The organism is Stenotrophomonas sp. STEN035 (assembly GCF_056759935.1).
This window is the reverse complement of record NZ_JBRRDY010000094.1, coordinates 1-231: the sequence shown is the minus strand read 5'-3', so window position 1 is coordinate 231 and position 231 is coordinate 1. Positions and strand designations below refer to the sequence as shown.

General features: G+C 65.8%; 1 protein-coding gene. It reads left to right on the top strand.

Annotation, left to right across the window (positions count from 1 at the left end):
- The coding region (locus ACVOLL_RS20620; RefSeq protein WP_481514570.1) for a transposase at positions 1-231 on the top strand (231 nt) is incomplete at both ends.

The following is a 231-nucleotide window of genomic DNA, read 5'->3' as shown; positions in this document are numbered from 1 at the left end:
GGTCGGCGGCTTCTCGCTGCATGCCGGCGTGGCCGCGGAAGCACACGAAAGCCACAAGCTCGAAAAGCTGTGCCGCTACATCACGCGCCCGGCGATCAGCGAGCAGCGGCTGTCGATCTCACCGCAGGGTAGGGTGCGGTATCAGCTCAAGACGCCGTGGCGCAATGGCACCACGCATGTCGAATGGGATGCGGTGGACTTCATCGCCAAGCTGGCGGCACTGGTCCCGCC